Annotated in this window: 32 protein-coding genes; 18 read left to right on the forward strand and 14 right to left on the reverse strand. The window is 58.1% G+C overall.

Going from position 1 to position 25,158, the window contains the following annotated elements; translation table 11 throughout:
* The first annotated feature begins 110 nt into the window (after positions 1-110).
* The 5 genes from pheS (at position 111) to pheT (ending at position 5,263) form a co-directional block, all read left to right on the forward strand.
* Entirely contained in the window at positions 111-1,184 is a 1,074-nt protein-coding gene (pheS, locus tag ABJD00_RS11975) for a phenylalanine--tRNA ligase subunit alpha (protein ID WP_413833331.1), read from the forward strand.
* Positions 1,185-1,389: 205 nt separating this feature from the next.
* Positions 1,390-1,599 carry a phenylalanyl-tRNA synthetase subunit beta gene (locus ABJD00_RS11980; RefSeq protein WP_413833333.1) on the forward strand — a complete coding sequence of 70 codons (210 nt, stop codon included), beginning with the start codon at positions 1,390-1,392 and terminating at the stop codon, positions 1,597-1,599.
* Complete coding sequence (locus ABJD00_RS11985; protein WP_306415971.1) at positions 1,586-1,870, forward strand: YrhK family protein; 285 nt, start codon at positions 1,586-1,588, stop codon at positions 1,868-1,870. Before ABJD00_RS11980 ends, ABJD00_RS11985 begins: the two co-directional genes overlap by 14 nt.
* 58 nt (positions 1,871-1,928) lie before the next feature.
* Positions 1,929-2,744 carry an alpha/beta hydrolase family esterase gene (locus ABJD00_RS11990; protein WP_413833335.1) on the forward strand — a complete coding sequence of 272 codons (816 nt, stop codon included), beginning with the start codon at positions 1,929-1,931 and terminating at the stop codon, positions 2,742-2,744.
* Positions 2,745-2,863: 119 nt separating this feature from the next.
* The gene (gene pheT, locus ABJD00_RS11995) at positions 2,864-5,263 is read left to right on the forward strand and encodes a phenylalanine--tRNA ligase subunit beta (RefSeq protein WP_413833337.1); all 2,400 of its coding nucleotides are present in this window, start codon (positions 2,864-2,866) and stop codon (positions 5,261-5,263) included.
* 1 nt (position 5,264) lies between these two features.
* On the opposite strand, the gene ABJD00_RS12000 is transcribed toward pheT, so the two are convergent.
* Complete coding sequence (locus tag ABJD00_RS12000; RefSeq protein WP_413833339.1) at positions 5,265-6,146, reverse strand: LysR family transcriptional regulator; 882 nt, start codon at positions 6,144-6,146, stop codon at positions 5,265-5,267.
* 85 nt (positions 6,147-6,231) lie between these two features.
* On the opposite strand from ABJD00_RS12000, the gene ABJD00_RS12005 reads away from it, so the two are divergent.
* Positions 6,232-6,861, forward strand: a complete 630-nt coding sequence (locus ABJD00_RS12005) for a class I SAM-dependent methyltransferase (RefSeq protein WP_413833341.1) — start codon at positions 6,232-6,234, stop codon at positions 6,859-6,861.
* A gap of 51 nt (positions 6,862-6,912) precedes the next feature.
* Here ABJD00_RS12005 and ABJD00_RS12010 read toward each other — a convergent pair whose 3' ends face one another.
* Entirely contained in the window at positions 6,913-7,443 is a 531-nt protein-coding gene (locus tag ABJD00_RS12010; protein ID WP_413849620.1) for a hypothetical protein, read from the reverse strand.
* A gap of 204 nt (positions 7,444-7,647) precedes the next feature.
* Between ABJD00_RS12010 and ABJD00_RS12015 the strand changes: the two genes are divergently transcribed.
* Positions 7,648-8,094 (forward strand): YtoQ family protein, encoded by a 447-nt coding sequence (locus ABJD00_RS12015; RefSeq protein ID WP_413833345.1) that lies wholly within the window; start codon positions 7,648-7,650, stop codon positions 8,092-8,094.
* A gap of 53 nt (positions 8,095-8,147) precedes the next feature.
* On the forward strand, positions 8,148-9,755 hold the full coding sequence (locus tag ABJD00_RS12020) for a GMC family oxidoreductase (protein WP_413833347.1): 1,608 nt from the start codon (positions 8,148-8,150) through the stop codon (positions 9,753-9,755).
* Positions 9,756-9,778: 23 nt separating this feature from the next.
* Here the strand turns inward: ABJD00_RS12020 and ABJD00_RS12025 are convergent, their stop codons facing one another.
* Positions 9,779-10,477, reverse strand: a complete 699-nt coding sequence (locus tag ABJD00_RS12025) for a glutathione S-transferase family protein (RefSeq protein WP_413833349.1) — start codon at positions 10,475-10,477, stop codon at positions 9,779-9,781.
* A 147-nt stretch (positions 10,478-10,624) separates the two neighbouring features.
* On the opposite strand from ABJD00_RS12025, the gene mscL reads away from it, so the two are divergent.
* Entirely contained in the window at positions 10,625-11,053 is a 429-nt protein-coding gene (gene mscL, locus ABJD00_RS12030; RefSeq protein ID WP_413833351.1) for a large conductance mechanosensitive channel protein MscL, read from the forward strand.
* Positions 11,054-11,130: 77 nt separating this feature from the next.
* Here mscL and ald read toward each other — a convergent pair whose 3' ends face one another.
* Entirely contained in the window at positions 11,131-12,249 is a 1,119-nt protein-coding gene (gene ald / locus ABJD00_RS12035; protein WP_413833353.1) for an alanine dehydrogenase, read from the reverse strand.
* 135 nt (positions 12,250-12,384) lie between these two features.
* Here ald and ABJD00_RS12040 point away from each other — a divergent pair, with 135 nt between their 5' ends.
* Positions 12,385-12,843, forward strand: coding sequence for an Lrp/AsnC family transcriptional regulator (locus ABJD00_RS12040; RefSeq protein WP_413833355.1), 459 nt, complete (start codon positions 12,385-12,387; stop codon positions 12,841-12,843).
* A 75-nt stretch (positions 12,844-12,918) separates the two neighbouring features.
* Here ABJD00_RS12040 and ABJD00_RS12045 read toward each other — a convergent pair whose 3' ends face one another.
* The 5 genes from ABJD00_RS12045 to rpsU form a co-directional block, all read right to left on the reverse strand.
* Positions 12,919-14,289 carry a serine/threonine-protein kinase gene (locus tag ABJD00_RS12045; protein ID WP_413833357.1) on the reverse strand — a complete coding sequence of 457 codons (1,371 nt, stop codon included), beginning with the start codon at positions 14,287-14,289 and terminating at the stop codon, positions 12,919-12,921.
* On the reverse strand, positions 14,282-15,154 hold the full coding sequence (locus tag ABJD00_RS12050; protein ID WP_413833359.1) for a DUF3365 domain-containing protein: 873 nt from the start codon (positions 15,152-15,154) through the stop codon (positions 14,282-14,284). Before ABJD00_RS12050 ends, ABJD00_RS12045 begins: the two co-directional genes overlap by 8 nt.
* Positions 15,155-15,208: 54 nt before the next feature.
* Positions 15,209-16,108: a peptidoglycan-binding domain-containing protein gene (locus tag ABJD00_RS12055; RefSeq protein WP_413833361.1), complete on the reverse strand. Its 900-nt coding sequence runs from the start codon at positions 16,106-16,108 to the stop codon at positions 15,209-15,211.
* 67 nt (positions 16,109-16,175) lie between these two features.
* Positions 16,176-16,409 carry an alpha-E domain-containing protein gene (locus ABJD00_RS12060; RefSeq protein WP_413833363.1) on the reverse strand — a complete coding sequence of 78 codons (234 nt, stop codon included), beginning with the start codon at positions 16,407-16,409 and terminating at the stop codon, positions 16,176-16,178.
* A gap of 48 nt (positions 16,410-16,457) precedes the next feature.
* On the reverse strand, positions 16,458-16,664 hold the full coding sequence (gene rpsU, locus ABJD00_RS12065) for a 30S ribosomal protein S21 (protein WP_007118112.1): 207 nt from the start codon (positions 16,662-16,664) through the stop codon (positions 16,458-16,460).
* Between the two features lie 106 nt (positions 16,665-16,770).
* Here rpsU and ABJD00_RS12070 point away from each other — a divergent pair, with 106 nt between their 5' ends.
* Positions 16,771-17,466 (forward strand): COQ9 family protein, encoded by a 696-nt coding sequence (locus ABJD00_RS12070; RefSeq protein WP_413833368.1) that lies wholly within the window; start codon positions 16,771-16,773, stop codon positions 17,464-17,466.
* On the opposite strand, the gene ABJD00_RS12075 is transcribed toward ABJD00_RS12070, so the two are convergent.
* Entirely contained in the window at positions 17,452-17,814 is a 363-nt protein-coding gene (locus ABJD00_RS12075) for a hypothetical protein (protein WP_413833370.1), read from the reverse strand. The two genes, ABJD00_RS12070 and ABJD00_RS12075, sit on opposite strands and share 15 nt — an antisense overlap.
* A gap of 56 nt (positions 17,815-17,870) precedes the next feature.
* Here ABJD00_RS12075 and ABJD00_RS12080 point away from each other — a divergent pair, with 56 nt between their 5' ends.
* From ABJD00_RS12080 to ABJD00_RS12090, 3 genes are all read left to right on the forward strand, one after another.
* On the forward strand, positions 17,871-18,860 hold the full coding sequence (locus ABJD00_RS12080) for an NAD(P)H-quinone oxidoreductase (RefSeq protein ID WP_413833372.1): 990 nt from the start codon (positions 17,871-17,873) through the stop codon (positions 18,858-18,860).
* A gap of 85 nt (positions 18,861-18,945) precedes the next feature.
* The gene (locus tag ABJD00_RS12085) at positions 18,946-19,494 is read left to right on the forward strand and encodes a TetR/AcrR family transcriptional regulator (RefSeq protein ID WP_413833374.1); all 549 of its coding nucleotides are present in this window, start codon (positions 18,946-18,948) and stop codon (positions 19,492-19,494) included.
* The gene (locus tag ABJD00_RS12090; protein WP_413833376.1) at positions 19,491-20,351 is read left to right on the forward strand and encodes a sterol desaturase family protein; all 861 of its coding nucleotides are present in this window, start codon (positions 19,491-19,493) and stop codon (positions 20,349-20,351) included. The genes ABJD00_RS12085 and ABJD00_RS12090 overlap by 4 nt, the downstream gene beginning before the upstream one ends.
* Here ABJD00_RS12090 and ABJD00_RS12095 read toward each other — a convergent pair.
* On the reverse strand, positions 20,331-20,960 hold the full coding sequence (locus tag ABJD00_RS12095) for a ribonuclease T2 family protein (RefSeq protein ID WP_413833378.1): 630 nt from the start codon (positions 20,958-20,960) through the stop codon (positions 20,331-20,333). The genes ABJD00_RS12090 and ABJD00_RS12095 overlap by 21 nt on opposite strands.
* A 127-nt stretch (positions 20,961-21,087) precedes the next feature.
* Between ABJD00_RS12095 and ABJD00_RS12100 the strand changes: the two genes are divergently transcribed.
* On the forward strand, positions 21,088-21,849 hold the full coding sequence (locus tag ABJD00_RS12100) for a DUF1013 domain-containing protein (RefSeq protein WP_413833380.1): 762 nt from the start codon (positions 21,088-21,090) through the stop codon (positions 21,847-21,849).
* An 81-nt stretch (positions 21,850-21,930) separates the two neighbouring features.
* Positions 21,931-22,971: a low-specificity L-threonine aldolase gene (gene ltaE / locus ABJD00_RS12105; RefSeq protein ID WP_413833382.1), complete on the forward strand. Its 1,041-nt coding sequence runs from the start codon at positions 21,931-21,933 to the stop codon at positions 22,969-22,971.
* A 76-nt stretch (positions 22,972-23,047) separates the two neighbouring features.
* Here the strand turns inward: ltaE and recR are convergent, their stop codons facing one another.
* Complete coding sequence (gene recR, locus ABJD00_RS12110; RefSeq protein ID WP_413833384.1) at positions 23,048-23,641, reverse strand: recombination mediator RecR; 594 nt, start codon at positions 23,639-23,641, stop codon at positions 23,048-23,050.
* Between the two features lie 120 nt (positions 23,642-23,761).
* Here recR and ABJD00_RS12115 point away from each other — a divergent pair, with 120 nt between their 5' ends.
* Complete coding sequence (locus ABJD00_RS12115; RefSeq protein ID WP_413833386.1) at positions 23,762-24,109, forward strand: hypothetical protein; 348 nt, start codon at positions 23,762-23,764, stop codon at positions 24,107-24,109.
* Positions 24,045-24,404: a hypothetical protein gene (locus tag ABJD00_RS12120; protein WP_413853727.1), complete on the forward strand. Its 360-nt coding sequence runs from the start codon at positions 24,045-24,047 to the stop codon at positions 24,402-24,404. The genes ABJD00_RS12115 and ABJD00_RS12120 overlap by 65 nt, the downstream gene beginning before the upstream one ends.
* Here ABJD00_RS12120 and ABJD00_RS12125 read toward each other — a convergent pair.
* Positions 24,401-24,745, reverse strand: a complete 345-nt coding sequence (locus ABJD00_RS12125) for a YbaB/EbfC family nucleoid-associated protein (protein ID WP_413833388.1) — start codon at positions 24,743-24,745, stop codon at positions 24,401-24,403. The genes ABJD00_RS12120 and ABJD00_RS12125 overlap by 4 nt on opposite strands.
* Before the next feature lie 19 nt (positions 24,746-24,764).
* Positions 24,765-25,151 carry a hypothetical protein gene (locus ABJD00_RS12130; RefSeq protein WP_413833390.1) on the reverse strand — a complete coding sequence of 129 codons (387 nt, stop codon included), beginning with the start codon at positions 25,149-25,151 and terminating at the stop codon, positions 24,765-24,767.
* Positions 25,152-25,158 lie beyond the last annotated feature (7 nt).

Here is a 25,158-nt window from a genome sequence, read left to right on the forward strand (position 1 = left end):
TGTCGCGCAATGCTCGTATCGCGTGTTCTGCAAATGGAATGGCGGTCATGACTTGCACTGTAGTGACCGAAAGACTACTCCGCCTCGCAAGCGGGAGCGGAGCCGGAACCATGGATGATCTCAAAGCGAAATACCTGACTCAGATCGCGCAAGCGGGCGATGAAGCCGCTTTGGAGGCGATCCGACTTGCCGCGGTCGGCAAGAAGGGTGAGGTGGCTCTGAAAATGCGAGAGCTTGGCCGCATGACGCCAGAGGAACGCCAGGTCGCGGGCCCGGCGCTGAATGCGCTCAAGGACGAGATCAACAGTGCACTCAGCGCCAAGAAAGCTGGGCTGGCTGATGCTGCTTTGGATGAGCGGTTGCGTAGTGAATGGCTCGACGTCACGCTGCCCACACGTCACCGTCCGGTTGGTACCATCCACCCAATCAGTCAGGTGAGCGAAGAGGTCACCGCCATCTTTGCCGAAATGGGCTTCTCAGTTGCCGAAGGGCCGCGCATTGACACCGACTGGTACAACTTTGATGCCCTCAACATCCCCGGCCACCACCCCGCCCGGGCCGAGATGGACACGTTCTATATGCACCGCGCGGAGGGCGACAACCGCCCGCCGCACGTGCTGCGCACACACACCTCGCCCGTTCAGATCCGGTCGATGGAGAAATCCGGTGCACCTACCCGCATCATTTGTCCCGGTGGCGTGTATCGCGCCGACTACGACCAGACCCACACGCCCATGTTCCATCAGGTCGAAGGTCTGGCCATCGACCGCGACATTTCCATGGCGAACCTCAAATGGGTGCTCGAAGAGTTCGTGAAATCCTATTTCGAAGTCGACGGAGTCGATCTGCGCTTCCGCGCGTCGCACTTCCCATTCACCGAGCCGTCGGCCGAAGTCGATATCCGGTGTTCATGGGAAGGTGGCACGCTGAAAGTCGGTGAGGGCGATGATTGGCTCGAAATTCTGGGTTCTGGCATGGTGCACCCGAAGGTGTTGCAAGCCGGTGGTATCGATCCCGAAGAATGGCAGGGTTTTGCCTTTGGCATGGGGATCGACCGGATTGCGATGCTGAAATACGGCATCCCAGACCTGCGCGCGTTCTTTGACAGCGATCTGCGTTGGCTGCGTCACTATGGGTTCGCCGCGCTGGACGTGCCAACGTTGCATGGCGGGTTGAGCCGCTGAAGCGACCCGGAGAGATCCGGAGTTTCCGGCCCAACTTCACGACTTCCTTGATCACTTAGTGCAGTTGGTGCACAGGCGCGCCTGCACAGTACATTCCCGAACTCGGCGAAATTCTCGCCGACGCTTTGGCGTAATTCACCGACTGAGTGGTGTTCAAAGGTCAGGTGCAATTGCCTGGATCGGCAGGGGCGCTACTCTGTCGGGCATGCGTGTATATCTGGTTTTCACCTTGGTCGTCCTTATCGTTATTGCCCACATTTTCCTGTGGCGCTCCGACATGCCGGGTCATTTGAAACTGACGTTCACGATTTTGAACGCTATGGGTTGGGCTATCGTGCTGGCACCGATCTTGCTGATCGATCGCTGGCTTGACGCAATAAAAACTCGCAACGTGGACAAACATGATGATCTTTGAACCGCCCCATTCCAATCGAAGCGAAGCGTGGAAGCGCCGCTATGCTGTCTTTGAGATCGTGCACACGCTGATCGACTTTGGCGCCGCACTTTGCTTTATCATCGGCTCGATCATGTTCTTTTCCGAAGAGTGGCTGACCCCGGGAACATGGCTGTTTCTGGTGGGCTCCATCCTCTTCGCCTGCAAGCCCACAGTGCGCCTGATCCGCGAGTTGCAACTGGCCGCGCACGGCGATGTTGATGCGCTGGCCAAAGGTGAGGGCGGCACATAGCACACTACCCACAAAGATGTGACGTGACATGCCTGCGCTCGGGCGTAGCGTGCGCGTCATGAGATATCTGTTCTGTCTTTTGATGTTGTGGGTTGTGTCGCCCACGTTTGGTCATGCGGCCTCTTCCCGGTGCCAGCTGGATGTGCCGTGTGCCATTGGCGACCGGTCTTATCACGTCAAAGAGCCGGATGGCTGGGACGGCGCCAGCCCGTTGCCCGTTCTTATTCACTTTCACGGTTGGCAACGTACCGGGGCGCTGCCAGTGCAGCATCAGCGGATATCGGGTGCGACCCGTCTGCGTGGAGTGTTGCTGATTGCGCCTAACGGTTTGCGCAAGACGTGGAACATGTGGTCGCCAGAAACCGAGGACGTGCAATTTGCGGCCGACGTATTAAAGGATGTCATCAACCGCTACCCGGTCGATCCCGATTACATTTTTGTCTCCGGCTACTCCTATGGCTCCATCATGGCGTGGCGGGTAGCCTGTGATCGGGGCGAGGCGATGAACATCCGTGCGCTGCTGGGCATTTCCGGAACGTTACGGTTGGACGAAGGCTGCGCCGAGGCCCCCAAAGAGGCGCGCCATGTGCACGGTTTGAAAGACAATGTGCTCGACTTCCCCTATGGACCGGAGGGCGACACGACTTATCCGGTTAAACTGTGGCGCGACGCTCTGGGCTGTTCCGATATGGCCAGCACGCCCGAGGACTGGTCGGTTGTCGAATTCCTGACCCTCACCCGCACCTCATGGTCTGACTGCGCAGGCGGTGCGCAGGTCGCGCTTGATACCCACCCCGGCGGTCACTTTATCCCGCATGGCTGGATTGGGCGGCAACTGGATGAACTGCTGGGCCGCCCACCCACCTACCCCTGACTGCGGGTGCATAACGTGCTCCGATTGTTTCTGTCAGGCGCAGGACACCTGCGCCACGCTTGCACCTTGGCGCGATCTTTGCCATTGCAGGGCCACCGCAGACCCAAGGGCGAAACGACATGAAATTCACGCTTTCCTGGCTGAAACAACACCTCGATACCACTGCAACAGTGGACGAGATCACTTATGCGCTGACGGACCTCGGTCTTGAGGTCGAAGGCGTTGAGGATCGTGGGGCGAAACTGGCTGACTTTACCATCGGCCATGTGATCAGCGCGGAAAAGCATCCCGATGCGGACCGCCTGCGCGTGTGTCAGGTGGCCACGGACGAGGGCACCAAGCAGATCATTTGCGGTGCGCCTAACGCGCGCGAGGGGATAACTGTCGTGATCGCCAAGCCCGGCGTCTATGTGCCAGGCATCGACACAACCATCGGCGTTGGCAAGATCCGTGGCATCGAAAGCTTTGGCATGATGGCCTCTGAGCGCGAGATGGAGCTGTCAGAAGAGCATGACGGCATCATCGAACTGCCTTCGGGCGAGGTGGGCGATCGGTTCGTGGATTGGCTTGCCGCCAATGACCCGGCCAAGGTTGACCCGGTGATCGAAATTGCTATCACTCCGAACCGCCCCGACGCACTGGGCGTGCGCGGGATTGCACGCGATCTGGCTGCGCGCGGTCTTGGTACGTTGAAACCTATGCGCGACCCAAGTGTCGAGGGCGCGTACCCGTCGCCTGTTACCGTCACAATCGATGACGACACATTGGGCCAGTGCCCTGTGTTCTTCGGCCGTCACATTCGCGGCGTAAAAAATGGCCCCAGCCCTGTCTGGTTACAAGATCGCCTGCGCGCGATTGGTCTGCGCCCGATCTCCTTCCTTGTGGATGTGACCAACTACTTTACCTATGATCTCAACCGCCCACTTCACGTCTTTGACGCAGACAAAATCGAAGGCGGAGCGTTGCGCGTGCACCGCGCCGCTGGCGGTGAGACGCTGCTGGGGCTGGATGACAAAGAGTACACATTCGGTCCGGACATGACCCTGATTTCGGACACGAGCGGTGTCGAAAGCATCGGCGGCGTCATGGGGGGGCTGCGCACAGGCTGCACCGAAGAGACGGTAAACGTGTTTGTCGAGGCGGCATACTTTGATCCGATCCGCACCGCCTATACGGGCCGCGCGCTCAAGATTAATTCGGATGCCCGCTATCGCTTTGAACGCGGTATTGACCCGGCGTTCACACCCGCTGGCCTTGATCTGGCCTGCGAAATGATTGCCGAAAACGCGGGCGGAGAAGTTTCGAGCCGTGTGCAAGCCGGCGATGTACCGGATACGTCCCGCGCCTACCGTCTGAATGCCGCGCGCGTGCAAAGCCTTGTTGGCATGGACATTCCCGAGTCTGAACAACGCCAGACGCTGACCGCCCTTGGCTTCCGCCTTGAAGGCGATATGGCGCAGGTCCCCAGCTGGCGTCCTGACGTCATGGGCGAGGCCGATCTGGTCGAAGAGGTGGCGCGTATTGCCTCCCTAACCAAGCTACAGGGCCGTTCCTTGCCTCGGATAGGCGAGGGTGTGCCCAAGCCTGTGATGACCCCGATGCAGCGGCGCGAACAGATCGCGCGGCGCACGACGGCGGCGCTGGGCTACAACGAATGCGTGACTTACAGCTTTATCGATCAACGCTCTGCCGCGTTGTTTGGTGGTGGCGACGACGCCACGATGCTGGAAAACCCGATCTCGTCAGATATGAGCCACATGCGTCCCGCCTTGTTGCCGGGATTGTTGCAGGCCGCTGCACGCAATCAGGCACGCGGAAACATGGATTTGGCCCTGTTCGAAGTTGGCCCCGCCTTTCACGGCGGAGAACCGGGAGAGCAGCATTTGCTGGTCTCTGGTTTGCTGGTCGGTCGAACTGGTCCCAAGGACGTGCATGGCGCCTCGCGCGCAGTTGATCTTTACGATGTGAAAGCAGACGCCGAAGCGGTTCTGTCTGCCATGGGCGCGCCCGCGCGCGTGCAGATTCTGCGTGGGGCTTCAGATTGGTGGCATCCGGGCCGCCATGGCATGATCTGCCTTGGACCCAAAAAGGTACTGGGCGTTTACGGTGAATTGCACCCGCGCGTAATTGAAGCGATGGACATCAAAGGCCCGGCGATGGCCTTTACTCTTTGGCCCGCCGAAGTGCCGATGCCGCGTAAGGCTGGTGCCAATCGCGGTGCGCTTGAAATCAGCGATTTGCAAGCGGTCGAGCGTGATTTTGCCTTTGTGGTGGATGCGGATGTCGAGGCGCTGACATTGGTCAATGCGGCTCTTGGAGCCGACAAAGGGCTGATCTCGGACGTGCGTGTATTCGACGAATTCATCGGCGGCGCGTTGGGTGAGGACAAGAAATCCTTGGCCATCACCGTGCGATTGCAGCCCAAGGATGCCACACTGAAGGATGCGGATATCGAGGCCGTGGGCCAAAAGGTGGTTGAGAAGGTAACCAAGGCCACAGGCGGCACCCTGCGCGGCTAACCTATTTTCGGGATAGCATCTCGGCCAGTAGGTCAAACACCAGCCGGATGCGGCGGCTGGTGTGCAAATCCCGATGCGTGACCAGCCAGACCGGGAAAGACAAGTTGGTGTCCTCCGCAAGGACCGGGACCACATCGTCAAAGCGTCGCCCAATATCTCGGGACATCGGAAAAAGTCCGAACCCTTTGCGCACCAGTTCCCAGATCGTGATGCCGCTGGTTGAGCCTGCGCACAGGTTGGCCTCGGTGATTGGAATGCCCCTCCGCTGCATCTCTTCGAGATAACGTGCATCATCGCCCATGCTGATGAAATCATGATCGACAAGTGCTGGGATATCCTCGGGCACACCGCGCGCCTCCAGATACCCTTTCGAGGCATAAAGGCAGGCGGTTGCATCCCCGATCCGGCGTGCGATCAGATCGGGTTGTTCCGGACGCACGTGGCGGACGGCGATGTCAGCCTCGCGTTTGAGAATATCGCGGATGTCATTTGAGGCGATCACATCCACCCGCAGACGCGGCGCCAGATCGCGCAACTTTAGCAATGTCTCGGGCAGAACATAGGCGCTCATCATGTCGCTGGCGGTGATGCGGATGGTACCATCCAAGGCGTGCGCGCGCCCCTGGGCCAGCAGCGTGATGCGATCTGCCGCACTGCCCATCGCTTGCGCTGCCACAAGCAGGTCGCGCCCTGCATCAGTGAGCGTCATGCTGCGCGCGGTCCGCTCAAACAGAGCGATCCCGAGTTCTTCTTCCAAAGCGGTAACTTGTCGGCCAAGCGTGGGCTGGGTTTGCCCCAGCTGACGTGCGGCGGCAGACAGCGATCCTGTCTCTGCGGTCGCGAGAAATGCGCGCATGCGGTTCCAGTCAAATCCCTTATCCATGCAAATACGTATACTTAACTTGCAAAAATTGGCAATTCCGCTGGCAAGGCGACAGAATTATATGCGCTTGGAAAGGAGATGACCCATGAAACCCAATCGAGACTTCTGGAGCAAGATCGCCAAAAAATATGCGGCGTCGCCCATTTCCAACATGGATGCCTATGAGGCAACTCTGGACCGCGTACTGGCACACATGCCAAAGGGCGCCCGGGTTCTTGAACTGGGATGCGGAACCGGAGGCAACGCCTTGCGTCTGGCAGAGCATGCCCACAGCATCGTCGCCACGGATTTCGCGGATGGCATGATCGAGCAGGCCAAAGCGCGCGATGGCAAACCGAACGTGGAATTCGACTGCGCCGATGTGTTCGATCCATCCTTCAAGGACGGGTCATTTGACGTTGTTATGGGCTTCAACCTGTTTCATCTCGTGGAGGATGCGCCCCGAGCCTATGCCCGCATTCACGAGCTGTTGGCCCCCGGTGGTCTGCTCATCTTAAAAAGCCCCTGCTTGGGTGAGGGGTCTTTGGGCTTCAAATTTAGTTTGATGAAACGCGCCATTCCGCTGATGCAATGGATGGGCAAAGCGCCGTTTGTCCGCTTTGAAACGATCGCAAACCTAGAAGCAGACATCGCGCGGGCCGATTTTGATATCGTTGAGACCGGAAATTACCCGGTGCGTCCGCCCAACCATTTCGTCGTTGCCAAACGGGTCTGACGATTTCGATCCGCGCGCGGCCCGGCAGGGTGTAAGGCTTGCCTGCTGACCTTAGTCAGATTCCGGTACGCGGATAAAGTGCGCTCCAGTCGAATCTTTATTCGACGGCGTGGTTGCGGTTGAGTCCGTGTCCAACCCATCCTGCCCATCACTTTGCGGCACGGTTATGAATTTCGGGTCAGGCACGTCGGCAGGCGGAGGCGTGGTTGCGGCAGCATCAAGTTCCAATTCTTCTGGTTGGGAACCATGCGGCCTGGTCGCGACCCAAGCCCTGCCACTTGCCGCGCGCGGGGCCCTGACAAGGTAGCGGACCATGCCCACCGTGTTTTTGTTGACCTGACAAAAGAATTTAACGTTCTTGATATCGTCAAAATCCGCGGCGCCATACACAAAGGGGATCTGGTTTCGCCAGCGCACTTTCATGTCCCGCAGGTTGCTGGCGGCACGTTCCCCGGTCATTTCGGCACGACAAACATCTTTGGCGCGGTCTTCCAAACCCTGGGCGGAAGCAGCGGTTGCGCCAAACAGCAGAAGCACAAAAAGCAGCTGGGCAAAGGCCCTGCCGGCTGGATTTACTTTCATCATTTGGCTCTTCCTATGGCACCAATTTGGATCACATCAGGCCTTTGCTGCACGGTCTCCCATTACGGGACATACATTCAAATACGCCCCAGCATGATTAAGCCGTCACATTAAAAAAGCAACTGGACGTGTGAGGGCTATGGTTTGATATGCATGGCGTCTGGTACATTCAGGTAATTGACTGCAAACGAAGGGAACGAGCGGATGTTGAACGTATATCTTTCAGGTGAAATCCACACAGACTGGCGCGAACAGATCATCAATGGAGCGCAAGGGCTGGATGTTACGTTCAACGCGCCTGTCACGGATCATGCGGCGAGCGATGATTGTGGTGTGGCCATTCTGGGTGAGGAACCCAACAAGTACTGGCATGACCACAAGGGCGCGATGGTGAATGCCATTCGCACCCGCAAGGGGATCGCGGATGCCGATGTGGTCGTTGTGCGTTTTGGTGAGAAGTACAAGCAATGGAATGCGGCCTTTGATGCGGGCTATGCCGCCGCTTTGGGAAAATCGCTGATCGTTTTGCATGGCCCGGATCATGCCCACGCTTTGAAAGAGGTGGATGCCGCAGCCCTTGCCGTTGCTCAGGAACCTGCGCAGGTTGTCGATATCTTGCGCTATGTTTTGACAAGCGCGCTTCCAAAGTAGGTACCGGTCTGGTCTCCAGTTTTTCATGTTAAAGACCATTTCGGGGGGACAGCATGAAGTATGACTACGTCATTGTCGGCGGCGGTTCTGCCGGGTGCGTGATGGCCGCGCGGCTCAGCGAGGACGCCAATGTTTCCGTATGCCTGATCGAAGCAGGCGGCGACGGTCGCAGCCTGTTTGTGCGCGCCCCCGCGCTCGTGGCAGGCATGATTTCGGGGCGGCCAAAGATCAACAACTGGGCCTTCCACACTGAGCCTCAGCCCGGACTGAACGGACGGCGTGGATTTCAACCGCGTGGAAAAGGGCTTGGTGGGTCCAGCGCAATCAATGCCATGCTCTACGTTCGCGGACATGCGCGCGATTATGACGAGTGGGCGGACTTGGGCGCAACGGGCTGGGATTGGGAGTCCGTCCTTCCTTATTTCAAGATGTCTGAAGGCAACGTGCGGGGCGCGGATGATCTGCACGGTGTAGATGGGCCGCTGCAAGTCGCAAACCAGTCCGAGCCGCGCGCAATCAGCCATGCCTTTGTCGAGGCTGGCACGCAGGTACAGGTGCCCCTGCGCGAGGATTTCAATGGGCCGGAACAAGAAGGTATCGGCCTTTATCAGGTGACACAGGCCCATTCCGGAGCGGCCAAGGGTGAGCGATGTTCAGCGGCAGCAGCCTACCTGACGGCTTCGGTGATGGCCCGGTCAAACCTGACGGTGCTGACCCGTGCGGTTGCGCAAAAGGTCGAAATGCAAGACGGGCGCGCTGTTGGCGTGCGCATGCGACATGGCGGAAAGATCAAGCTGGTGGAGGCGGGGCGCGAAGTCATTCTGTCGGGCGGCGCCTTTGGCTCGCCGCATCTGTTGCTGCTGTCGGGGATTGGGCCGCGCGACGAGCTTGCGGCCCATGGCATCGAGGTCGTCCACGAATTGCCGGGTGTAGGACAAAACCTGCAGGATCACCTCGACTACATCATCAGCTATCATTCCAAGCGCGATGACGTTGTTGGACTTGGCCCCAAGGGCCTCATGGATCTGGCCCGAGCCGGTTTGCGCTGGCGCAAGGATGGGTCTGGCCTATTTGCGTCCCCCTTTGCCGAAGGTGGCGCATTCCTGAATTCCGACCCGAGCGTTACCCGTCCGGACCTGCAACTGCACTTCGTGGTGGGGATCGTGGATCAGCACATGCGCAAGATCCACCTGCGCTTTGGCTATTCCTGCCATGTCTGCGTGTTGCGCCCATACAGTCGCGGGCAGGTGGGGTTGCAGTCTTCTGATCCGGGGCGCCCACCGCGCATTGATCCGAATTATCTGGATGACTCACGCGATCTGGATCTGCTGATGAAAGGCGCGCGCAGTATGGAGCGTATACTGGACGCGCCGCCGCTCGATCCCTGGCGAGGAAAAAAGCTTTATGCGCATGATGGCAGTGATGCGGCTTTGGAGGCTGATATCCGGGTGCGCGCTGACACCATTTACCACCCTGTCGGAACATGCCGGATGGGGCATGATGATATGGCGGTCACCGACCCTGCGGGTCGTGTACATGGCTTGAAAGGTTTGCGTGTGGTGGATGCGTCACTGATGCCCCGCCTTTTGGGTGGGAATACCAACGCGCCGACCATTATGATGGCCGAGAAGATTTCGGCCGGGATGCGTGGCGCAACCTGAGCAAGGCTGCACCACGCAATCTGTCAGGGGCGCGGCGGGATGTTTTTCGCTTTTTCCACTGCTGGGCGCGCCATGAACCGGTCCAGATAGGCGACAAGGTTCTTGTGATCGTCCCAGCCAACCATGTCTCTGGATTCGTAAAAGTTGAGTGCATTGAGCCAAGGGGCGATTGCAATGTCGGCGATGGAGTACTGTCCGGTCACCCAGTCTTGTCCCTCAAGCTGCTTCTCCAACACCGCCAGCAGCCGCTTGGCTTCACTCACATAGCGCTGTTGCGGGCGTTTATCTTCCCACTGGCTGCCTGCGAATTTGACGAAAAAGCCCATCTGACCCAGCATCGGGCCTAAGCCGCCCATCTGGAACATGAGCCATTGGATAGTTTTGGCTTTTTCCGTGGCCGATTGACCCATCAATTTGCCAGATTTTTCGGCCAGGTAGATCAGGATGGCACCGGATTCAAACAGACCGATCGGCGTACCGTCGGGTCCGTTCGGATCAATGATGGCGGGGATCTTGTTGTTCGGGTTCAGGGACAGAAACTCCGGGCTTTTGACATCTGCATCAGCCAGCGTGACCAGATGGGCCTCGTAAGGGATTTCCATTTCCTCCAGTGCGATGGACACTTTGACCCCGTTTGGCGTGGGAAAAGAAAAAAGCTGCAAGACGTCGGGGTTCTGCGGTGTCCATTTTTGGGTGATCGGAAAGGCGCTGAGGTCAGCCATTGGGGTGTCTCCTGATTGTACCCGACTGACATAGGGGAAAAGTGGCGCCAAAGTACCCTTTGAGGTGTCCGCCAGTGTGCTATCCAGTGTTCATCAGCGCACGGATAAGCAAATTCGTGTTGGGACAGTGTGAGTAAGGAACAAAAAATGCTAAATGAATTCAAAGACTTTATCGCCAAGGGCAATGTCATGGACATGGCTGTGGGTATTATCATCGGGGCGGCGTTTACTGCGATCGTGGCTTCACTTGTCGCCGATCTGATTAACCCGTTCATCGGTTTGTTCATGGGCGGTATCGACTTTACCAACATGTATGTCGTGCTTGCGGGTGATGTCGCGGCGGGTACCTCGCTTGAGGCTGCGCGGGAAGCAGGGGCGGCTGTGTTCGCTTATGGGTCGTTCATTATGGCGATCATCAACTTTCTGATCATCGCTTTTGTGGTTTTCATGCTGGTGCGCAACGTCAACAAGATCAAAGACGCGGCTGCCAAGAAAGAAGAGGCGGCGGAAGAGGCACCTGCTGGTCCGAGTGAATTGGATATCCTGATGGAAATCCGGGACTCGCTGGCCAAGTAAGGCTAACCCGCCTTCGGCTCCCAAAACAGCGAACGCCACTCCAATGAAATGGGGTGGCGTTCTGCGTTTTTGTCCGACTAGGACTTTAACGCCAGTGAAGGGGCCAAAACGTCGATCCCCAGTGCGCGGCCCACGGCGTAATAGGTCAACTTGCCCGCGTGCACGTTAAGGCCCGCTAGCAGGTGCGCGTCATCTTCGCAGGCCTGTCTCCAACCCTTGTCAGCGAGAGCCAGCATGAATGGCATTGTCGCGTTCCCCAGCGCGATGGTCGAGGTTCGCGCGACGGCCCCGGGCATATTGGCAACGCAATAGTGCATGATGCCGTCCACGTCGTAGATCGGGTCTTCATGTGTGGTGGCGTGCGACGTTTCAAAGCAACCGCCCTGATCAATAGCCACATCCACCATGACCGCACCCGGTTTCATCGTGCCCAATTGTTCCCGTGTTACAAGTTTGGGCGCAGCTGCGCCGGGTATCAGTACAGCACCAACAACCATATCTGCGGCAGCGACCAGTTCTGCAGTGTTGCCTGCGCTGGCAAAGCCGGTCTTGAATTGAGTTCCAAAGGCATCGTCCAGATACCGCATCCGTGGCAGCGACCGATCCAGAACCGTAACGTCTGCCCCCATGCCCGCCGCCACACGAGCCGCATGGGTGCCCACGACACCACCACCGATCACGACGACGCGGGCCGGGCCCACACCGGGCACGCCACCCATCAGTACGCCGCGCCCGCCATTGGCCTTTTGCAATGTCCACGCACCAACCTGAGGCGCGAGTTTGCCTGCAACTTCAGACATGGGCGCAAGAAGTGGCAGGCCACCAGCGGCATCCGTTACGGTTTCATAGGCGATGGCCGTACAACCAGACTCAAGGAGGTCATTGGTCTGATCCGGGTCCGGAGCGAGATGCAAATAGGTAAAAAGAAGCTGCCCTTCCCTCAGCATTTTCCGCTCCACCGGCTGAGGTTCCTTGACCTTTACGATCATATCCGCTGCGGCAAAGATGTCCGCCGCATTGCCCGCGATTTCAGCGCCTGCATCAATGTAGGCTTGATCTGGGAATCCCGCACCGTCGCCTGCGCTGGTTTCTACAGTCACTTTGTGGCCGTGCACGACAGCCTCGTGCGCGGCGTTTGGGGTCAGGCCCACACGATATTCTTGCGGTTTGATCTCTTTTGGGCAGCCGATATGCATATTGATGTCCTTTAGTTGCAGGAAATACCTTAGGCTCTTCCGCTTGCAATTGATCGCGAAATAACGTTCGTGTTTAGGCGCAAACATAGAATATATTTGCGTTAAAGTATAAATTCTTCGAAGAAACGAGCGCCAATGACACTCGACTCAACGGATCGACGCATTCTGTCGGCATTGCAAAGGCAAGGCCGGTTGTCGAACGCAGACCTCAGCGAGACGGTCCACCTGTCACCATCGGCCTGCCATCGGCGGGTTCAGAGGTTAGAGGAAGCAGGTTACATCCGTGACTATGTCGCCTTGCTGGACGCACGCAAAATGGGCGTACCGACGACAGTTTTTGTTGAGATCACGCTGCAGGGACAAACCGACGAAGTCTTGGAAGCGTTTGAAAAGGCCGTTTCGCGCATCCCAGATGTGCTTGAATGCCATCTGATGGCCGGCACTGCGGATTATATCCTGAAAGTTGTGGCCGAAGACACTGACGACTTCGCTCGAATTCACCGTCAGCATTTGGCCCGGTTGCCGGGTGTGGCGCAGATGCAAAGCAGTTTTGCGTTGCGCACAGTTTTAAATACGACTGCACTGCCTGTCTGACAGAGGGTGTCTTTGCTTCTGGCAACCGATGCTTGCACAATGAGATAACCCGCAAAAATGAACCCCGCGGCTTTGTCACTCCATGAGGTGGGCTGCCGCACCCAGGAAGCTACGCCGCTCGTCAGGGTCGCCGATATGTTCAGCCACCTCGTTGGCAAGTACGGTCAACGTCGCCGCCGTTTTTGCTTGTCGTTTCACAAGCACGGGAGCGATGGGGCCCAGATGAGGCGTCAGTAATTTGACGAGGGCCGCGACTCCGTCCGGTGGCAGGGTACTGGTCACGGCGGATTGGGCAGACCCGGCAGAGGATACCGACCCGCCCGTCTTGAGAGCAGATTGAATTTTGAGCCGCAACGCATCCTTTTCGTCTTGTGTAGGAATGTCCTGCAGTACGGCGTCTATCAGTTCCTCGGCATTACGGGCGCTGCCGGCCACACGCCGTGCGATGACTTTTCCCATCGGCCCCATGCTGGTCGTCAGGTGGTGCTCGACTTCGCGCAGAGTCTGTCCACTCAGCTGGGTCAGCATTGTGCCGGATGTTGCCTCACTGCCCGAAGTGGGGACCTGTGGCATCACTCTAATCATGGTGGTTGGATCCGCGCCGGACAACGCAGCGTCGATCGCCGCTCGCATCTGGGCGGCATCTGCGAACCGCTTGTCAGCGTCGATCTGCATCGCCTTCATCACGACCTTGTCCAACGCGGGCGGGAGCTCCGGAACCAGAACGCTCGGCAGCACCGGCGTGTCATTCTGCACCGCGTTGAACATCGCTTCCATACCGCCACCCGGATAGGGTTTGCGCCCGGTCAGCAATTCATAAAGCATCACGCCGGTCGCGTAGATGTCGGCGCGCGCGTCGACGGGGTGACCCATCATCTGTTCTGGCGAAATGTAAGACGGCGTGCCGATCATGCCGGCATTCGTGGCCTCCATAGAGGTCAGTCGCGCGATCCCGAAATCGGTCAGCTTGACGGTATCATCCTCGGCCAGCATCACGTTCGCCGGCTTCATGTCGCGGTGCACGATTCCTGCTGCGTGGATTGCCGTCAGACCAGCCAGCATTTGTTTCAGAATGCTGTGGATGTCGTCCAGCGACAACAACGAGGATGCGTTGCAGTGATCCTTGAGCGTGACCGAACGCACCCGTTCCATCACGAGGTAGGGCACGCCATCCTCCAGCAAGAAATCGAAGATCGTTACGAGATTGGTGTGTAACACACGCCCCGCTGCGCGCGCCTCGCGGCTGAAACGTTCCAGCAGATCGTCTCCGGCAGAGGTGCCCAAAAGGTGGCCATGGATCGTCTTGATCGCGACAGGGCGCTGAATGTCGGGATCAACGCCTGCATAGACCACGCCCATTGCCCCTTCACCTAGGACGCTTTGGACCATGTATTTGCCGATGAACCGGCGGCCGCCATTCGGGGCTAGGACTGTAACTTCAGTCATCGATCATTCGCATCGCTTGTTCGAGGCTGCGGCGCATCCGGTTGAAGGACTTGGTCAGCGAGCTGATTTCATCATTGCCAGGTTTTTGATACTCAGGCACTGAAAAATCGCCCATGCTGACCTGTTCAGCAAGTGTCGACATCTGCCGCACGGGTTTTAGAACAATCCGACCCAGCATCAGGTTCGTCAAAGCAAAAACAAACAGGAAAACGGTCGACAGGCCGGCGATCAGGACCACACCAGTTTCCCAGGTGCGCTGCTCAACCAGTGACATGGGGGCCGAGATGATCTGCGCCCCAACGGTCTCTCCCAATTCCCATCCAAAGCCGTTTTCAGACCCGTAGAGATCGACCATGGCGGGCGGAGCCGCCTCCGGGGTTGAGTGGCAGCGCAGGCAGCCTTCTTGTGTCACGGTAATAGGGTACGCCATCGTCAGAAAGCGCCCGTTCTCATTCTCGACGACGGTCGAGACTTCGGTCAGCGATGCATCCGCCCGAAAGTCAAGGATCATGGACGCTTCGAGTGGGTTGGCCAGATCTGCGGGGTTGGTCGGGTTCAGCGCGGCTTCCTTGTAGCTGTATTCCGGGAACTCTTCCTGCATGCGGGCAAAGACAGACTGCGCTGCGAAAGAGGCCACCGTCTCTGGCAGGAACAAGATGTCATTATCTTCGGACAAAAGCGGCGTGACGCTTCGAACTGTGTGAAAGCGCACGGCATTTGCATTGGCGTGAATGATGTTGATGGAGTGCTTAATTTCCTCAACCGCGAAACGCTGGACGATTGTATAAGAGATGCCCGCAGCTCCGGCGAGGCCCAGAAGACAGGCAAGAAGCAGAACAAGGTTGTATTTAAATCGCAGGCCCATGGGTCGGTGTCCTTAACATGTGCGGTGTAGCGGTCTGTCTGCCGCCGGATGCGTTCAAGTGCTCAGATCGGTCAATTGGCGGCGGGTGAGTATGCCGGTCTGTTCTTCAGAACGGCTGTTCTGATAAGCGCTGATGGCGGCGCGGGTTTGGGGGCCGAAACTGCCGTCGACCAAGCCACGATAAAAACCGCGAGTGCGCAAATTCCGTTGGACAGACCGCTTTGCTGATCGTGAAAGGGACTGTTCCAGCGCTTCCAGTTCTTCTCGGGTTTCGGCTTCGTCAGTCGGGCTTGCAGGTTCTTTTAGCACGGGCGTAACCGCAGCGACCTCGACATCCTCCTCGGCCACGGCAGGCTGTTTCAGAAAGACGGGGCGCGGTTGCACATCGGATAGCGTGGCACCCTCAACCCGGGCCATCGCATTCAGAAGCGCCCCAAGCTCGACTGTGTCCAGTGGGGCCGCAGTGGCCAAAATGTCCAGTATCGGGCCAAAGGCGTCTGGGGCCGCCAAAAGGATCGGGCTTGATCCGGTGGCCGGTTGAGGTGCTGCGGTCGCAAGCGACAGATCAGTGGGCAGATCATCCTGCGTCGCCGCCACAGTTGCCACGACTGAACCTCCCTGTGCGGCCTGAACGGAGGATCGCGCAAATGCCTGTAACGGGATCGACCGGGTGAACAAGTCAGTGGCCTTATTCAGTTCCGACCCAGACGGCAATACAAAGGCGCGTCCTTCGAAGGTCACGATTGGGAGATCAATGTAGACCAGCGCAGCGCGGGAATCGGCGGCCTCACCGGCAAACCGTTTGAGGAGCGAGCGTAATTCCGTGCTGTTTGCAGATTGGGCGCGCAACGTTTCTGCGCCAATGGTTTGCAGTTGCGCCTGAAAAGCGTCGGCTCGGTTCTCGCCGTCGTCGCCGGCGACCACCAGCGCGACCACGCGATCGCTTTGCGCCATAACGCTCGGCCCCAAAAAACAGAGACCGCAGACTAACAAGATAACGCGTGCAAGCATTTTTCCCTCCTCACGCGGGTTGCTTCTTCACACCTTGGCGGAGCACCCACGGACTGCTTCTGGCTCTTCTATGACACAAACACCTTAACAATCGAGTTTCTTCATTTTTGGTGGCGGAATTACGTTCATTGCGCGGCAAATAATGCACGTGTGTCTCTGCAGTATCAAAACAGAAGGCCGCGGAACGTGGCAGTGTCCGGCTAAGGGCACCCAGTCCTCGCCAATGAAAAACCCCGGCAGCCACGCGGCTCCGGGGTTTTTGATGTTCTTTCAGCGTCGCTGTTGGTGTGACTTACATCATACCTTCGCGTTGCGCTTTTTTGCGTGCCAGCTTGCGGGCACGGCGGATCGCTTCAGCTTTCTCGCGCGCTTTTTTCTCGGACGGTTTCTCGAAATGTTGCTTGAGCTTCATTTCACGGAAAACGCCTTCGCGCTGGAGCTTTTTCTTCAGAGCCCGGAGGGCCTGATCGACATTGTTGTCGCGAACACTAACCTGCATGTGGTTGTCACCACCTTTCTAGTTTCGAGTTGCAAGGATTTGCAGGAAGTGGGCACATAGCAAGTGTGCCCTAGTTTGTCTAGTACCCGTTGAGCAGGAGATTGCCATGACAACGCCTTACGAGACCACCAAAGATGCGCTTCTGGATGCCGCATTGATGCATGTCCCCTTTGACGGCTGGTCAGAGACGACGTTCAAGGCCGCGGCAACGGATGCTGGTGTAGAATGGGCGATGGCCCGGGCGGTGTGCCCACGCGGCGCAATCGATCTGGCGCTCGCTTATCATGCGCGCGGGGATGCCGAGATGGTGGCACGTCTGAAGTCCGATGAACTACCGCAACGGTTTAGTGAAAAGATTGCGGCAGGGGTCCGGTTTCGCATTGAGGCTGTGAGCGACAAGGAGGCCGTGCGACGCGGCACCACGCTTTTTGCATTGCCGATGCATGCCGCCGATGGAGCCAAGGCCATTTGGGGCACTGCGGACAAAATCTGGGATACGCTGGGCGACACATCCGACGACGTGAACTGGTATACAAAGCGGGCCACTCTCGCCGGGGTGTATAGTGCGACGGTGCTCTATTGGTTGGGTGACGACAGCCCAGACAATCAGGCAACGTGGGCTTTTCTTGATCGGCGTATCGAAGACGTGATGCGGATCGAAAAGGTCAAGGCGCAAGTGCGTGACAGCAAAGCGTTGAGCAGTCTGCTTGCCGGACCCAACTGGCTGTTGGGTCAGATCAAAGCGCCATCGCGTATGTCGAACCCTGATTTGCCCGGCACGTGGGGCTCACGCGGCAAGTAGCCCGGCGCGCAGTGTGACTAGCACCGCCGCAATCTGAACTACAATAACCAGAACGTTTGTCATCACCACCGGATTGGACGAACCGACGACCCAAACAGTGGCAAGTTTGTAGCTGACCTGCACGCCAAACAGAGCCAGCGTCATTTGTATAGCCCACGGGTGCCCGACGCTATGCAGGGCGATCAGTGCAGCGCTCACAACTGCAATCGCTCCATAAACACAGGTCAAAATGCGCCGGGCGTCAGTCTCTGGGCCAAAGGCCGCATCCATGTAGGGCGATCCAGTGCTGAGGGCCCAGATCACGGGCGCAAGGATGGCGGTGTTCAGGATCAGCGCAGCGATGAGCATTTGGGTTTCTTTCCCGATCTGAATAAGGGTACGTTGCGCAAAAAGGAGCGGATCAGATGGCTGAACAGATGCGAGCAGTTGAAATCAGCGCCCCCGGCGGGCCTGAGGTTTTGCAAGTGGTCGAGCGGCCAAGACCTGAGCCGGAACACGGTCAGGTGGTGATCAAGGTGGCCTGGGCCGGCGTGAACCGCCCTGATGCTTTGCAGCGCGCGGGGCTTTACAATCCGCCCCCAACGGCAAGCGACTTGCCCGGCCTTGAGGCAAGCGGGACGATCGTGGCGATTGGCTCGGGCGTCAGTGGGTGGTCCGTGGGCGATACTGTGTGCGCGTTGCTGCCGGGCGGTGGATATGCGGAGTACGTCGCAACTCCGGCCGCTCATTGTTTGCCTGTGCCCGATGGCATGGGTCTGAAAGAGGCCGCCTGCCTGCCAGAGACCTATTTTACCGTCTGGTCCAATGTGTTCACACGCGGCGGCCTGCAAGGCGGCGAGCGTTTCCTGATCCACGGCGGGTCGAGCGGCATTGGCACCACGGCAATCCAACTGGCCAACCATTTTGGCGCACGGGTTTTCGTCACTGCTGGCTCAGAAGAAAAGTGTGCGGCCTGCCGCGATCTGGGGGCCGAAGTTGCGATCAACTACAAGGATGCGGACTTTGTCGAGGTGATGAAGGCGCAAGGTGGCGCAAACCTGATCCTCGACATGGTTGGCGGTGAATACATCCAACGGAACCTGAACGCCCTCGCCGACGATGGGCGCTTGGTCCAGATCGCCTTTCTTCAGGGACCCAAGGTCGAGTTGAACATGGTCCAGCTCATGACCCGCCGCCTGACCATGACGGGCAGCACCTTGCGTCCGCAAAGCGACCTGGCCAAGGCCCGGATCGCTCAGGATTTGCGCGAAGCGGTTTGGCCGCTTCTGGCGGCTGGACGTATTGGGCCGGTGATGGACTCTGAGTTTCCGCTGGAGCAAGCGGAAGCGGCGCATGTGAGGATGGAAAGCTCGGGCCACATCGGCAAGATCGTACTGGAAGTTGCGGGCGGATAGGTCCGCATCATCCAAATCACTCTCCAATCAAAAATGTTGAACGCACTGTCTTGAATTTCGCTACCAAGTGATACACTTTTGTCTCATGCGAGACAAAAGTGTATCAAAACGAGCTGTCATTCTGAACGCGGCCTTCGATGTGTTCAGTCAAAATCCTGGTGCGTCTTTGGCCGAAGTGGCCACACAGGCCGGTGTCGGGCGCGCGACGCTGCATCGCTACTTTGCGGGCCGCGATGACTTGATGGTCGCCCTGACCCTGACCGCCGCGCAAGAGTTGGACGCTGCCGCCGAAGCGGCAGTGGCCGAATGTACGACATACACAGAAGGGTTGCGCTTTGCCCTTGCTGCGATCCTGCCGCTCGCAGCGCTCCACATGTTTCTCGCCACCGAAGCGGCCAGCAACGATCCACGCGTGATCGAAGTGTACGCAGCGCAGGATCGTGACCTGTCTAGCGATATCGAGGCCGCCAAGGCGGAAGGCACATTTGCCGAGCACGTGCCGACGGCGTGGATCGTGCAGGCCTACAACAACCTAATCTACGCCGGTTGGGCGATGGTCGCAGCAGGTGACGCGACGCCAAAGCAAGCGGCTGATCTGGCGTGGCGCACTCTTACAGAAGGATTGAAGCCATGACTCTGGACATGCTGAAAACGCTGGGCAGCAGAATTGATGAAGCTTTCTTTCTGATCGGGGGTGCAGTCCTGCTCATCGAAGTGGCCGAAGTTTGCTTCAAAGGGGCTCATAAAGGTCGCTCTCTTGCGGAAATGGCGGTGAGTGCGTCGACTCAGATCCCTTCGATCCTGATGGAAGTGTTTGTACTGACCTTTGCTTACGGCCTTTACTATGTATTGTCAGAGACGCTGGTCAGCTGGAGCATTCCGTTAACGTGGTGGTCGGTGGTTCTGGCGCTGATCGCAGCAGATTTTACATACTATTGGGAACACCGGATCGCCCACGAAGTGCGGCTTTTGAGGACGCAACACGCAGTCCACCATTCGTCGCGCGAATACAACATCGTCACTGGGATACGGTTTGGACCTCTTGAAGGTGTATGGAGCCTGATCGCGCATATGCCGTTGGTTTTGATAGGGTTTTCTCCTGAGATGGTCTTTTTCGGGATCATCGTAGTGCTGGCCTACCAGACGTGGATACACACAGAGTTGGTGGGGAAAATGCCCGGCTTTGACCTGGTGATGAACAGCCCGTCCAACCACCGCGTGCATCATGGATGCGACGACAAGTATTTGGACAAGAATTATGGTGGGATTACCGTCATCTGGGATCAGCTTTTTGGCACCTACCAACCCGAAGACGAAACCCCGCGCTATGGTCTGAAGCGCGATTTTGACAGTCGAAATCCGATTAAGGTTTGGTTTTCCGAATTGCCCGGCCTGTGGCGCGACATGCGTGCTGCGCGCACTTGGGGAGAAGCGTGGCGCTATATGATGCGCGCGCCGGGGTGGGCGCCGTCAACGGACCGGAGTGAATAGGGCGTCCCGGGCCTTGCAATCTCGCACGACATCCTGACCGCAGGGCACCGGATCTAAACCTCGCGACAGGCAAATCCGCGCCTCCTGAATATAACCGTCGCGACAAGTGATTGTGATCCCGTCGGGTTCTATGTCCGGATTGGCCTGAATAAAGGCCTCTTCCACCACGGAAGCGGGCAGTTTGACTTCGCGATCAAGGTTGCGAAAAACCGCAGGACGCACGACACGGCCATAAGCCTCGCGCGATAAAGCATAATAGTCGCGGGCGGACAGGCCCGAGCATACCCCGTGTTTTTTCCATTGATGCCAGGCCAGGCCGGACGTGCCCATGATGTCTGCCATCCCGGCTGTCATGCCCCGCGATGGCGCGCGTTCAGACATTGGGCAATAGGACGGATACCCACGATGGAATTGCGGCCAAAGCCCATGCATGATCCACCCGTGATCGTGGCGCGCGTTGCACTGATCCGATCCGCGGGCATCCCCTTCATAGGCGCACCAGTTGGGCGACCAGCTGAGGCTGAGGACGTAGTAATCGAACGTTCCCGCCTTTTCCCCGTCAGCAATGACGGGCAAGGCCATACATAGCCAGATCAACAGAATACGCATTGGGCTTTCCTTTTTCCGCGCTGCCACTTATACGGCGTCCAAGTTCCCCCACAACGGAAACCCGCCTTGCCAAGCAAGGCCGCCTATTTCAGGCGACGGGAAAGATATGCGCGAAGGAGCACTAGAAATGGCAAAACCGATCATGGCACGCGCCACCGCCGTCTGGCTGGTGGACAACACAACCCTCAGCTTCAAACAGATTGCTGACTTTGTTGAAATGCATGAGTTGGAAGTTCAGGGCATTGCTGATGGCGATGTTGCTGCGGGCGTCAAAGGTTTTGATCCCATTACGAACAACCAGCTGACGCAAGAAGAAATCGACGCTGGCGAAAAGAACCCGCTCCACAAGCTGGCTCTGAAATTCTATGCCGCCGCTGCTGGTGAAGAAAAGCGCCGTGGTCCTCGCTATACTCCACTGTCCAAGCGTCAGGATCGCCCTGCCGCGATTTATTGGCTGGTGAAATTCCACCCCGAACTGACGGACGGTCAGATCTCCAAACTGGTGGGTACAACCAAGCCGACGATCCAATCGATTCGTGACCGCAGCCATTGGAACATCTCAAATATTCAGCCCGTAGACCCGGTTGCCCTTGGCCTGACCAAGCAATCGGAACTGGACGCCGCCGTACAAAAAGCCGCCGCGAAGAAGGCCGCCGACAGCCCTGTAATGTCTGATGATGAGCGCCGCAAGCTGGTCAGCACAGAACAGTCTCTGGGCATGGAAGCCGAGCCCAAGATCCCAACCGCCATCGAGGGGCTTGAGACGTTCTCGCTCTCCATGGACGTGGATTCGGACGAGGACGATGAGGATAAATCAACCCTTGTGGACGCAGACAGCCTGTTCAACCTGCCCAAAGGGGATGGGTCGGACGAAGACGAACAGCCCTGATCACAAACCCAAGCTTTATCATTTGAACGGGCGCGCCTAAGTTAGGCGCGTCCGTTTTCGTTTCATCAAAAGGGTTGCCCGATGAACCAGTATGCCGCTCTGAAAGAGGCCCCGGCTGTTCCGATCATCTGCGATTTGCGCAGCGATACCGTCACGTCCCCGGATGCCGCTATGCGCGCCGTTATGGCGAATGCTGAGGTGGGCGACGACGTCTACGGAGAAGACGCGACCGTCAATCGGCTTGAGGCAACCCTTGCTGAACGTTTGGGCAAAGAGGCGGGGCTGTTTCTGACCTCGGGAACTCAAAGCAATCTTGTCGGTCTGCTCGGCCACTGCGCGCGGGGCGAAGAGATTATTACAGGGCGCGATTATCACATCTGGAAATATGAGGCGGCGGGGGCTTCTGTGTTAGGCGGGATTGCGCTGGACCCGCAGCCGGTCGCGCAGGACGGAGCATTGGAGCCGGACATCATCCGGGCGGCCGTCAAAGAAGACGACTCGCATCATGCCATCTCGCGGCTACTGACGCTGGAGAACACCCACAATGGTATGGCCGTCCCTCTTGAGCGTTGTCAGGCTGCGGCAGAGGCTGCGCGCGATGCCGGGTTGTCCGTCCATCTGGACGGGGCCCGGTTTTTCAATGCTGTCGAGGCGCTGGGCTGCGCCGAGACGGATCTGGCGGGGATCTTTGACACCGTTTCGATCTGCTTGTCCAAAGGGCTTGGCGCACCGGTCGGGTCGGTGCTTGTTGGTCCTCGCGATCTGATCGATCGTGCCCGTCGCTGGCGCAAGATGCTGGGAGGGGGCACTCGGCAAGCAGGAGTTCTGGCTGCTGCTGGCCTGCACGCTCTTGCGCACAACGTTGACCGTCTTGCCGAAGACCGGATGCGGGCGGAACGTCTGGGGCAGGCACTGTCCGCCTATGGCGACGTAAGCCAAGGGACCAACATGATCTTTTTCACACCAACCGGCGGAGTGACGCCTGACTTGCAACAGCATATGGCAACAAAAGGTGTGCGTCTAAGCGGCGCGACAGGTACGACCCGGCTCGTGCTGCACAAGGACGTCACCGATGCCGGGTTGCAGGCTGCGATTTCAGGATTTGAAACCTACGCCGGCTGATTTTTCCGCTTTTAGCAGGCGACGATTTGAGGCCAAACAAACGTGTGTTGGTGGCGTTCATGTGTGGTTTGATGCGCTACAATGCTTTGCGGGCCCGCATGGCGGCAGTGATAGTGCCGTCATCAAGATAGTCCAACTCTCCCCCAATCGGCACACCTTGGGCGAGTGAGGTAAGGCGCACCTGTCCTTCAAGCTGATCCGCAATGTAGTGGGCCGTAGTTTGCCCATCGATTGTGGCGTTAAGAGCAAGGATCACTTCCGAGATGCCCTCGGTCTCTACCCGGTCAATAAGGCGCGGGATGCGCAATTCGTCCGGGCCAATGGCATCTAGCGCGGACAGGGTGCCGCCCAGCACATGATAGCGGCCCTTGAAGACGCCCGACCGCTCCATCGCCCAAAGGTCGGCGACATCCTCGACCACACATAGCTCGCCCGTGGCGCGCTTTTCCGAGGTGCAGATGTCACATATGTCCGTGGTGCCGACATTGCCGCAGTTTATGCATTCGCGTGCTGTAGCAGCGACGATTTGCATCACGTCCGCGAGGGGTGTCAGCAACAGCGCACGTTTTCGGATCAGGTGCAGCACTGCGCGCCGAGCCGAACGCGGACCAAGCCCGGGCAGCTTGGCCATCATTTCGATCAGCGCGTCTATGTCCTTGGTACTGCTCATGTGCAGGACTCTATTGCCGATTGTTCAGGACAGAAAGCGCAGATTGCTTTGTGCTGATTCATTTGTTCTCAATAGGTTCCGTGCAAAGTGCCGACAAATTGACCTTTGTGTTGAGGAGATATGCCGCACATTTTGCGATTGTACTGCACTTTGATCGCCTGGACAGTGATGTCCGGGGCGGCGATGGCGTGCGCGTATCCTCATTCATTTCGTCTGGTTAACAACACCCTGATCGAACAGCTGGATCGCGGGGGGGAGGTTGGTGCGTTTGTGCGTTCGACCTTGCGGCGTGCCCTTGATCACATGCCGCCGGACGCGATGCTGACGTCGATGTCGGGTGACATCAGGCGCGGGGATTTGCGTGCAGCGCGGCGCGTGCTCGCGGCGGCGGGTGCTCTTGCGGATGGCCGCGGCCTCAAGGTTGATCCCGACTTGCGCGGACACCAGTCGACTGAACGAAGCGGTTGAACTCGAGTGTTCCAATGGCGTGCACAGCGCCAGCGGCACCCGCGAGGCGACGGGTGTTGAAGGGGGCGGGGTACGCAGAAACGGCGGGGTTGGGCGCAGTTTGACCTTTGAAGAAGGTATGGCCCGGCTGAGCATTGCCTTCACGCTTTACGCCGTGTTTCTGGTGATTTTGTTCGCCTTTCGGCAACTTTATCACCGCCGCCTTCGTTCTGAAAACCACGACGGCGATGACGCATCACTTCCGTTGCCCATTCCTATGGCAAAGGATGGTTCGCAAAGACTACGGGATCCTTAAAAAGGCAGTTTCATCCCGGCAGGCAACCCCATGCCCTCTGTCAGTTTGCCCATTTCTTCCTGCGCACGTTCGCCGGCCTTGGTTTGCGCGTCCTTGATTGCGGCAAGGATTAGGTCTTCGACCACTTCCTTGTCGTCGCCGTTAAAGATGGATGGATCGATGTCGAGGCTGGTCAGTTCGCCCTTGGCAGTCGCTGTCGCCTTCACAAGGCCCGCACCGCTTTCACCCGTGACAGTGATCCCGTGCAGATCGTCCTGCATCTGCGCCATCTTGGTCTGCATTTCTTGGGCTTTTTTCATCATCCCGGCCATATCGCCGAGCCCGCCTAGGCCTTTGAGCATTTTGAGGTCTCCGTTGAGTTCAGAGCCGCGTTTCGCGCGGCGCAGTATAAAGGATCATGCCACCACATATCGCAGCCACAACCGCGATGAACAAGACGGGCGAGCCGATACAGCCTTCGGCGATCGCCAAAGCTTGCGTTTCACTGTCCAACCCGACCAGCGCCACGACCGAAACCCAAGCCGTCCACAGCAAGACCACGACCAGTGCCCCCCACTGGTGACGAAAGCGCACCGCCAAAGCGGACAGGACCAGAAGGATGAGCGAAGGGGGCGTTCCCATCAATCCAATCAGCTCGTCCCAGCTCGTCGCTTGCGCGCCAGGTGTCCACAATGGACGAACCTTGTCGCACACTTCAGCCAGTGCGGATCCCGGGAGTATCGAAATCAAAAGGGTCAGTCGTTTCATTGAAACA

Source organism: Tateyamaria sp., from assembly GCF_039945315.1.
In the GTDB taxonomy this organism is placed as follows: Bacteria; Pseudomonadota; Alphaproteobacteria; order Rhodobacterales; family Rhodobacteraceae; genus Tateyamaria.

Excerpts from the sequence above, each read along its gene's own strand:
- ald (WP_413833353.1), bottom strand. The coding sequence starts at position 12,249 with ATGCATATCGGCTGCCCAAAAGAGATCAAACCGCAAGAATATCGTGTG.
- ABJD00_RS12120 (WP_413853727.1), top strand. The coding sequence starts at position 24,045 with ATGGCCGCGGCCTCAAGGTTGATCCCGACTTGCGCGGACACCAGTCGA.
- recR (WP_413833384.1), bottom strand. The coding sequence starts at position 23,641 with ATGAGCAGTACCAAGGACATAGACGCGCTGATCGAAATGATGGCCAAG.
- ABJD00_RS12055 (WP_413833361.1), bottom strand. The coding sequence starts at position 16,108 with ATGGCGCAAAGCGATCGCGTGGTCGCGCTGGTGGTCGCCGGCGACGAC.
- ABJD00_RS12115 (WP_413833386.1), top strand. The coding sequence starts at position 23,762 with ATGCCGCACATTTTGCGATTGTACTGCACTTTGATCGCCTGGACAGTG.
- rpsU (WP_007118112.1), bottom strand. The coding sequence starts at position 16,664 with ATGCAGGTTAGTGTTCGCGACAACAATGTCGATCAGGCCCTCCGGGCT.
- ABJD00_RS12050 (WP_413833359.1), bottom strand. The coding sequence starts at position 15,154 with ATGGGCCTGCGATTTAAATACAACCTTGTTCTGCTTCTTGCCTGTCTT.
- ABJD00_RS12015 (WP_413833345.1), top strand. The coding sequence starts at position 7,648 with ATGTTGAACGTATATCTTTCAGGTGAAATCCACACAGACTGGCGCGAA.
- ABJD00_RS12005 (WP_413833341.1), top strand. The coding sequence starts at position 6,232 with ATGAAACCCAATCGAGACTTCTGGAGCAAGATCGCCAAAAAATATGCG.
- ABJD00_RS12020 (WP_413833347.1), top strand. The coding sequence starts at position 8,148 with ATGAAGTATGACTACGTCATTGTCGGCGGCGGTTCTGCCGGGTGCGTG.
- ABJD00_RS11980 (WP_413833333.1), top strand. The coding sequence starts at position 1,390 with ATGCGTGTATATCTGGTTTTCACCTTGGTCGTCCTTATCGTTATTGCC.
- mscL (WP_413833351.1), top strand. The coding sequence starts at position 10,625 with ATGCTAAATGAATTCAAAGACTTTATCGCCAAGGGCAATGTCATGGAC.
- pheS (WP_413833331.1), top strand. The coding sequence starts at position 111 with ATGGATGATCTCAAAGCGAAATACCTGACTCAGATCGCGCAAGCGGGC.
- ABJD00_RS12090 (WP_413833376.1), top strand. The coding sequence starts at position 19,491 with ATGACTCTGGACATGCTGAAAACGCTGGGCAGCAGAATTGATGAAGCT.
- ABJD00_RS12100 (WP_413833380.1), top strand. The coding sequence starts at position 21,088 with ATGGCAAAACCGATCATGGCACGCGCCACCGCCGTCTGGCTGGTGGAC.
- ltaE (WP_413833382.1), top strand. The coding sequence starts at position 21,931 with ATGAACCAGTATGCCGCTCTGAAAGAGGCCCCGGCTGTTCCGATCATC.
- ABJD00_RS12095 (WP_413833378.1), bottom strand. The coding sequence starts at position 20,960 with ATGCGTATTCTGTTGATCTGGCTATGTATGGCCTTGCCCGTCATTGCT.
- ABJD00_RS12025 (WP_413833349.1), bottom strand. The coding sequence starts at position 10,477 with ATGGCTGACCTCAGCGCCTTTCCGATCACCCAAAAATGGACACCGCAG.
- ABJD00_RS12130 (WP_413833390.1), bottom strand. The coding sequence starts at position 25,151 with ATGAAACGACTGACCCTTTTGATTTCGATACTCCCGGGATCCGCACTG.
- ABJD00_RS12070 (WP_413833368.1), top strand. The coding sequence starts at position 16,771 with ATGACAACGCCTTACGAGACCACCAAAGATGCGCTTCTGGATGCCGCA.
- ABJD00_RS12000 (WP_413833339.1), bottom strand. The coding sequence starts at position 6,146 with ATGGATAAGGGATTTGACTGGAACCGCATGCGCGCATTTCTCGCGACC.
- ABJD00_RS12085 (WP_413833374.1), top strand. The coding sequence starts at position 18,946 with ATGCGAGACAAAAGTGTATCAAAACGAGCTGTCATTCTGAACGCGGCC.
- ABJD00_RS12080 (WP_413833372.1), top strand. The coding sequence starts at position 17,871 with ATGGCTGAACAGATGCGAGCAGTTGAAATCAGCGCCCCCGGCGGGCCT.
- ABJD00_RS11985 (WP_306415971.1), top strand. The coding sequence starts at position 1,586 with ATGATGATCTTTGAACCGCCCCATTCCAATCGAAGCGAAGCGTGGAAG.
- pheT (WP_413833337.1), top strand. The coding sequence starts at position 2,864 with ATGAAATTCACGCTTTCCTGGCTGAAACAACACCTCGATACCACTGCA.
- ABJD00_RS12045 (WP_413833357.1), bottom strand. The coding sequence starts at position 14,289 with ATGACTGAAGTTACAGTCCTAGCCCCGAATGGCGGCCGCCGGTTCATC.
- ABJD00_RS11990 (WP_413833335.1), top strand. The coding sequence starts at position 1,929 with ATGAGATATCTGTTCTGTCTTTTGATGTTGTGGGTTGTGTCGCCCACG.
- ABJD00_RS12075 (WP_413833370.1), bottom strand. The coding sequence starts at position 17,814 with ATGCTCATCGCTGCGCTGATCCTGAACACCGCCATCCTTGCGCCCGTG.
- ABJD00_RS12010 (WP_413849620.1), bottom strand. The coding sequence starts at position 7,443 with ATGAAAGTAAATCCAGCCGGCAGGGCCTTTGCCCAGCTGCTTTTTGTG.
- ABJD00_RS12040 (WP_413833355.1), top strand. The coding sequence starts at position 12,385 with ATGACACTCGACTCAACGGATCGACGCATTCTGTCGGCATTGCAAAGG.
- ABJD00_RS12125 (WP_413833388.1), bottom strand. The coding sequence starts at position 24,745 with ATGCTCAAAGGCCTAGGCGGGCTCGGCGATATGGCCGGGATGATGAAA.